Below are 5,030 nucleotides of genomic sequence, written 5' to 3'. Positions count from 1 at the left end.
CGGACGCGCCGCGGCGTTCTTTACGCCGCTGCGCGTCCGGGATCCCGATTTTTACGTAAGCCACCGGGACCCCGGCCTAGCAGCGCACCACGGCGCAAGCGCGCCGCGCTGCGCAGCATCCGGGGAACGATGCCTCAGCCCTGAACGGCCTTGGCAAAATTGGCAAAGAACTCGTCGGCGATCTTCTTGGCCGAACCGTTGATCAGGCGCTGGCCGAGTTGGGCCAGTTTGCCGCCGATCTGGGCCTCGACATTATAAGTGAGCAGCGTGCCATCATCCTTGTCGGTGAGCCCGACCACCGCGCCACCCTTGGCGAAGCCGGCGACGCCGCCCTCGCCTTCGCCGGAGATCTTGTAGCCGTTCGGCGGATCCAGTTCGCTGAGGGTGACCTTGCCCTTGAAGCGCGCCGACACCGGGCCGACCTTGATCTTGGCGGTGGCACGGAAGCCGCCATCCTCGGTGGTCTCGAGTTCTTCGCAGCCTGGAATGCAGGCCTTCAACACCGCGGGGTCGTTGAGCTTCTCCCACACCACTTCGCGCGGCGCTGCGAGTTGGACTTCGCCGTTCATCGTCATGGCCATGGGATTGTCTCCTGAATTGTCTGGAAATCGCGGCCCCGAAACGACCGCGACAATTCCAAGTAAAGCACGGGCGGCGCAAAGGAAAGGGCCGCGGACGGGTAGAGGCGATGCGTTCGCAGCGCAACAAAGCGTTGATGCCGGAGGGGATTGGCAGACTCCGCCGGGAATGGTTAGGTCCGCGCCGATGAGCACATTTCTTTCTCCCCTGCTGGCGCCGTTGCTGTCGAGTACCGCGATGCGCGCGATCTGCGACGATATGGCCTGCCTGCAGCATATGCTGGACTTCGAGGCTGCCCTGGCGCGCGCCGAAGCCACCACCGGCGTGATCCCCGCCAGCGCCGTGACCGCCATCGCGGCGGCCTGCCGCGCCGAATCGTTCGACCTGAACCAACTGGCCGAGGCCGCGATTCGCTCCGGCAATCTGGCCATTCCGCTGGTCAAGGCACTCACCGCGGCGGTGGCGAAGTCCGACAAGGACGCCGCGCGCTACGTGCATTGGGGCGCCACCAGCCAGGACGTCATCGACAGCGCCACCATGCTCGGCCTGCGCGCCGCGATCGACGCGCTGCTCGGCGATCTCGACCGCGCCATCGCCGGCTTTGCCAAACTGGCACAACAACACCGGCAGACCGCGGTGGTCGCGCGCACCTGGCTGCAGCACGCGCTGCCGATGCCGTTCGGCCTCAAGCTGGCGGAATATGCCGCGGCGCTGCACCGCTCGAAGCAGCGCTTGCAGCGGCTGCGCGCCGAGGGGCTGGCGCTGCAGTTTGGCGGCGCCGCCGGCACGCTCGCCGCGCTCGGCGAGCACGGGCTCGTCGTCGCGGAAAATCTGGCCCGGGAGCTCGATCTGCCGCTCCCCGAAGCGCCGTGGCACACCCACCGCGACCGCATCGCGGAAGTGGCCTCGGTGCTGGCGATCCTGTGCGGCAGTTGCGGCAAGATCGCGCGCGACGTGTCGCTGCTGATGCAGACCGACGTCGCCGAAGCCTTCGAACCCTCAGGTGAAGGCCGCGGCGGCTCCTCGACCATGCCGCACAAGCGCAATCCGGTCGCGGCAGCGGTCGCGCTGTCGGCGGCCACCATGGCGCCGAACCTCGCGGCGACCATCTTCGCCGCGCAGGTGCAGGAGCACGAACGCAGCGCCGGCCCCTGGCACGCGGAATGGCCGACACTGCCGACTCTGCTGCTGGTCACCTCCGGCGCGCTTGCCGCGATCGTCGACATCGCCGAAGGGCTGGAAGTCGATGCCATCAGGATGAAGCTCAATCTCGACGCGACCCACGGCCTGATCATGGCCGAGGCCGTCACCTTCGCGCTGGCCGAAAAGCTCGGCAAGAGCGATGCCCACCACCTCGTCGAGGCTGCGACAAGGCAGGCGGTCGCCAGCCGGCAGCATCTGCGCGACGTGCTGAGCAACGATCCGAAAATCACCGCGCAGCTCGATGCCGCGACCATCACAAGACTGTTCGAGCCGATGGCCTATCAGGGCGTTTCGCAAGCCTTGATCGACCGCCTGCTCGCCTCGCTCGACCTCAAATAAGAAATACCGGAGACGCCCTATGCCGATGATCGATGCCGACGGATGCCTGCTCAATGTCTCGGTCGAGGGCCGCGACGGCGGCCCGACCTTGATGCTGTCGAACTCGCTCGGCTGTACCCTGGAGATGTGGGAACCGCAGATGGAGGCGCTGACAAAACTGTTTCGCGTGGTCCGCTACGATCGCCGCGGCCACGGCAAATCAGGCGCGCCGGGCGGCCTGACCTCGATCGAGCGCTACGGCCGCGATGCGCTGGCGATCCTCGATGACCTCAACATCGGCAAGGTGCACTGGTGCGGGCTGTCGATGGGCGGCATGGTCGGGCAATGGCTTGGCGCCAATGCGCCCGAGCGCTTCGACCGCATCATCCTGTCGAACACATCAAGCTATTATCCGGACCCGACCAACTGGCACAACCGCATCAAGGCGGTGCGCGAAGGCGGCATCGCCGCCGTGGCCGACGCGGTGATTACCGGCTGGCTGACGGCGGATTTCCGCGAGGCGCAGCCGCAGATCGCCGCCAACATGAAGGCGATGCTGATTGCCACGCCGGTCGAGGGCTATCTCGCCGCCTGCGAGGCGCTGAGCACGCTCGACCAGCGCGCGCTGCTGCCGCGGATCAAGAGCCCGACTTTGGTGATCGCCGGCCGCCAGGACATGGCGACGCCGGTCGCCGCCGGCGAATACATCCGCAGCCAGATCCCCGGCGCCAGCCTGACCATTCTCGATGCCGCGCATATTTCCAACGTCGAGCAGTCGCACGCGTTTACCGACGCGGTCGTCGGATTCTTGACGCAACGCTGACAGCCGTCATTGCGAGCGAAGCGAAGCAATCCAGAGAACCACAAGCAAGAACTGGATTGCTTCGTCGCAAGGGCTCCTCGCAATGACAACAGATGGAGAATAAAATGGATGATCAACAACGCCGCGATGACGGCATGGCGGCGCGACGAAAGGTGCTGGGCGATGCCTGGGTCGACAAGTCGATGGCCGGCAAGAATGCGTTCAACGCCGATTTCATCGACCTGATCACGCGGCACGCCTGGGGCGAGATCTGGACGCGGCCGCATTTCGACGAGCGCACCCGGCGGGTGCTGGTGATCGGCACCATGGTGGCGCTGGGCCAGTGGGACGAGTTCAAGCTGCATGTGCGCGCGGCACTGACGCAAGGCGGCTTCACGCCCGAGGACATCAAGGAAATCCTGCTGCAGCAGGCGATCTATTGCGGGGTGCCGGCGGCCAACCATGCCGTCAAGGAAGCCGCAGCGATCGTTCAGGAACTCGGATTGCTCAAGCCGTAAAGGCCGCTGTCGCGCGCCGGCTGCTCGCTGGTCGTCGCAGGCTTGTCGCGCGGCAGCGGCGGCTCGATCGCCATCACCACGGCGGTGCCGAGCAGCAACAGCAGCTCGGTGACGTGCAGCCGCATCGCCGCGAACTCGCCGACCTGGGACGCCATCACCATGCTGGCGAAGCTGATCGCGCTGCCGATGCCGAGCGCCATCGCCAGCGCCTCGTCGCAGCCGCCGGTCTTGCGGATCGAGGCCCGCGTCGTGAACAGCAGGAACACGGCAAAAAACGCCACCACGGTCAGCTTGCCGAGCGCCAGCAGCCAAGCATAGCGCACCGTGCTCATGGTGGTGAGGTTGAGGTGGTCGCTCATGAACAGCGCCAGCGAAATGTTGGGGCGTTCATAAAGGCCCTGGATCGGCGAAATCATGATCCGGAACGCGAAGATGGTCCAGGTCGGAATGAAATAGCATGCCAGAAGCACGCCGTTGAAATTGCTGATCCGCCAAGTCTGGTACATGTCGTTCGCCGCATTCTGCGCGACTCGCTGGCGAGCCCGTGATGTTCGCTGTGAGGTAAGCCCCGTCGACCTGCGCGGGCAACGTAAACCATTTGTTTACCTTAACAGCGGAATTGCGGGGACAAGTCGCGGATAACGCCACAAGGTCCTTGCTATTCAAAAAAATCCCGCGCGCCACACCTGCCCGGCAACTTGCCGGATCCTCCGCCGGCCCGTCGGCCGCGGGCCACGATTCCGGTGCAACCATGGCAGACCCTTGAAGGGTTGAAAGATGGCGCCGGAACCCACTCTGGCGGCGACTCAATTCGGCGCGAAAATCGCCATGTACAGGCTGATTTCCCCGCGGCGCGCCCTGTTGCCGCCCTCTGTCGTCGCTGTTAGAAAAACAGATAGCGACGCAATGCACCGGCTGCCGGTACAGCGCGCCGTCCTCACGCGAACACGGCAGCGCATGGATTATTTCGCCCAGCAGTTGATCAACGGTATCGTGCTCGGCTCGATCTATGGCCTGATCGCGATCGGCTACACGATGGTCTATGGCATCGTCGGCATGATCAATTTCGCCCATGGCGACATCTTCATGATCGGCGGCTTCATCGCGCTGATCACCTTTCTCATTCTGGTCTCGATCGGCCTCACCTTCGTGCCGGTGATCCTGCTGCTGGTGCTGCTGGTGGCGATGGCCGTCACCGCGCTATATGGCTGGACCATCGAGAGGATCGCCTACCGGCCGCTGCGGCACTCGTTTCGCCTCGCGCCGATGCTGTCGGCGATCGGCATGTCGTTCGTGCTGATCAATTTCTCGCAGGTGGCACAGGGCGCCCGGGTCAAGCCGGTGCCACCGATCATCACCGGCGGCTACACCCTGCACGAAGGCAGCGGCGGCTTCGTGGTGCGGCTGTCCAATGTGCAGATCATCGTAGTCGTCACCACCATCGTGTTGCTGGCGATCTTCACCTGGCTGGTGGCGCGCACCAGACTCGGCCGCGACATGCGCGCCTGCGAGCAGGACCAGACCATGGCGGCGCTGCTCGGCGTCGATGTCGACCGCACCATCTCCATGACCTTTGTCATTGGTGCGGCGCTGGCCGCGGTCGCCGGCAT

The 5,030-nt window shown here is 65.0% G+C and carries 6 protein-coding genes; 4 read left to right on the top strand and 2 right to left on the bottom strand.

Annotated features, from left to right (window positions below; translation table 11 throughout):
• Positions 1–134: 134 nt before the first annotated feature.
• Positions 135–581 carry a carbon monoxide dehydrogenase subunit G gene (locus Q0S16_RS23985; RefSeq protein WP_295854249.1) on the bottom strand — a complete coding sequence of 149 codons (447 nt, stop codon included), beginning with the start codon at positions 579–581 and terminating at the stop codon, positions 135–137.
• Positions 582–765: 184 nt separating this feature from the next.
• Here Q0S16_RS23985 and Q0S16_RS23980 point away from each other — a divergent pair, with 184 nt between their 5' ends.
• From Q0S16_RS23980 to Q0S16_RS23970, 3 genes are all read left to right on the top strand, one after another.
• Positions 766–2,121, top strand: coding sequence for a 3-carboxy-cis,cis-muconate cycloisomerase (locus tag Q0S16_RS23980; RefSeq protein ID WP_295854245.1), 1,356 nt, complete (start codon positions 766–768; stop codon positions 2,119–2,121).
• Between the two features lie 19 nt (positions 2,122–2,140).
• Positions 2,141–2,923: a 3-oxoadipate enol-lactonase gene (gene pcaD, locus Q0S16_RS23975; RefSeq protein ID WP_295854242.1), complete on the top strand. Its 783-nt coding sequence runs from the start codon at positions 2,141–2,143 to the stop codon at positions 2,921–2,923.
• A gap of 104 nt (positions 2,924–3,027) precedes the next feature.
• Complete coding sequence (locus tag Q0S16_RS23970; RefSeq protein WP_295854239.1) at positions 3,028–3,420, top strand: carboxymuconolactone decarboxylase family protein; 393 nt, start codon at positions 3,028–3,030, stop codon at positions 3,418–3,420.
• Here Q0S16_RS23970 and Q0S16_RS23965 read toward each other — a convergent pair.
• A complete protein-coding gene (locus tag Q0S16_RS23965; RefSeq protein ID WP_295854236.1) occupies positions 3,393–3,926 on the bottom strand; it encodes a hypothetical protein in 534 nt (177 codons plus the stop codon). The genes Q0S16_RS23970 and Q0S16_RS23965 overlap by 28 nt on opposite strands.
• Before the next feature lie 451 nt (positions 3,927–4,377).
• Here Q0S16_RS23965 and Q0S16_RS23960 point away from each other — a divergent pair.
• A partial coding sequence (locus Q0S16_RS23960) for a branched-chain amino acid ABC transporter permease LivH (protein WP_295854234.1) occupies positions 4,378–5,030 on the top strand: 653 nt, incomplete at its 3' end.

The organism is Tardiphaga sp., from assembly GCF_025356345.1.
Taxonomy (GTDB): Bacteria; Pseudomonadota; Alphaproteobacteria; order Rhizobiales; family Xanthobacteraceae; genus Tardiphaga.
This window is presented reverse-complemented; position numbering and strand designations above follow the sequence as displayed.

Excerpts from the sequence above, each read along its gene's own strand:
- Q0S16_RS23985 (WP_295854249.1), bottom strand. The coding sequence starts at position 581 with ATGGCCATGACGATGAACGGCGAAGTCCAACTCGCAGCGCCGCGCGAA.
- Q0S16_RS23980 (WP_295854245.1), top strand. The coding sequence starts at position 766 with ATGAGCACATTTCTTTCTCCCCTGCTGGCGCCGTTGCTGTCGAGTACC.
- pcaD (WP_295854242.1), top strand. The coding sequence starts at position 2,141 with ATGCCGATGATCGATGCCGACGGATGCCTGCTCAATGTCTCGGTCGAG.
- Q0S16_RS23970 (WP_295854239.1), top strand. The coding sequence starts at position 3,028 with ATGGATGATCAACAACGCCGCGATGACGGCATGGCGGCGCGACGAAAG.
- Q0S16_RS23965 (WP_295854236.1), bottom strand. The coding sequence starts at position 3,926 with ATGTACCAGACTTGGCGGATCAGCAATTTCAACGGCGTGCTTCTGGCA.